Origin of the sequence: Bartonella sp. MM73XJBT (assembly GCF_028618465.1) — a bacterium.
Classification (GTDB): Bacteria; Pseudomonadota; Alphaproteobacteria; order Rhizobiales; family Rhizobiaceae; genus Bartonella.
The window spans coordinates 1-990 of record NZ_JAQISY010000112.1; the positions used below are offsets into that span (position 1 = coordinate 1).

1 protein-coding gene is annotated in these 990 nt (G+C 35.7%); it reads right to left on the reverse strand.

Translation table 11 applies throughout. From position 1 onward, the window contains the following. Positions 1-852: 852 nt before the first annotated feature. Positions 853-990: autotransporter outer membrane beta-barrel domain-containing protein (locus PVV69_RS10105; protein WP_404978388.1), on the reverse strand; the 138-nt coding region annotated here is incomplete at its 5' end.

Here is a 990-nt window from a genome sequence, read left to right on the forward strand (position 1 = left end):
TAGGAGTTTGTGTATTTGCATAAGTTGGAGTTAAATGAGAAAAAATGAAAGTTCCAGCAATTGTACATAACAAAAAGTTTTTCTTATAAATAGATTTCTTACACATAGATATGCCTTTAGTATTGGTATGTCTTTGATGCTTACTTCCTTCCCCTGATGGCGCAAGTACCTAGGCGGTTCTTATATCATTATGTTTTTTATGTAAAGAACAAAACGAAGTGTTATGTGTGCTCTCTATCCGCTTAATCATGAACGTTAGAAAAACTTTTAAGATAACAATACAGGTCACTACACGTGGTTTGCAGAAAAGCTTGCTTTGATTACGTCTACGTTTCATACACACTCTGAAACAGGATGTTTTGAAAGATGGCTTATTGAGCAAAGTTTGTTGTCATGAAAGTTTTATAGAGTTTTTTTGAGACGAAATGTTCTGCGCTGACACACAGCTTTCAGTTTCTATAAATTTTCTTCTCCATAGAAGAAGAAACAAGTGCGCATTGTGTATTTTAAAACATAAAGCGAAGATACAGTGCATTTTTATCAATATAAAAGGGGGCTTGTTGAGGTGTGCCGATTTGATAAAAATAAAACTTTTTTGAGAGCTTCGTCTCAATTTGGAGATGAAGCACTTTGTTCTATTTGGTTTTAGAGAGATTGCTCATTTCAGGGAAGCGTATAGGCAAGTGCAACTCGATAAATCCTTTGAGAGAGCAAGTTTGAGCGTGAAGGTAAACAGTTACTTTGATTGATATGCTCATGGTAGATTGAGCAAAAACAAAAGACAGCACAGAGAGTGCTGTCTTTTTACTAAAGCGAATGGAATAATGATATAGTTGTTTTTACACCTTTGTCTTAAAACTGATAGCGTATTCCGCCTGAAAAGCTTGCTCCGGATATACCAGTCTTTTGTAGTTTTTGTTGATAGCTGACATCACCATGAAGCGAAACGTTTGAAGACAATTGAGCACTGATACCAAGTCCACCTTCAAG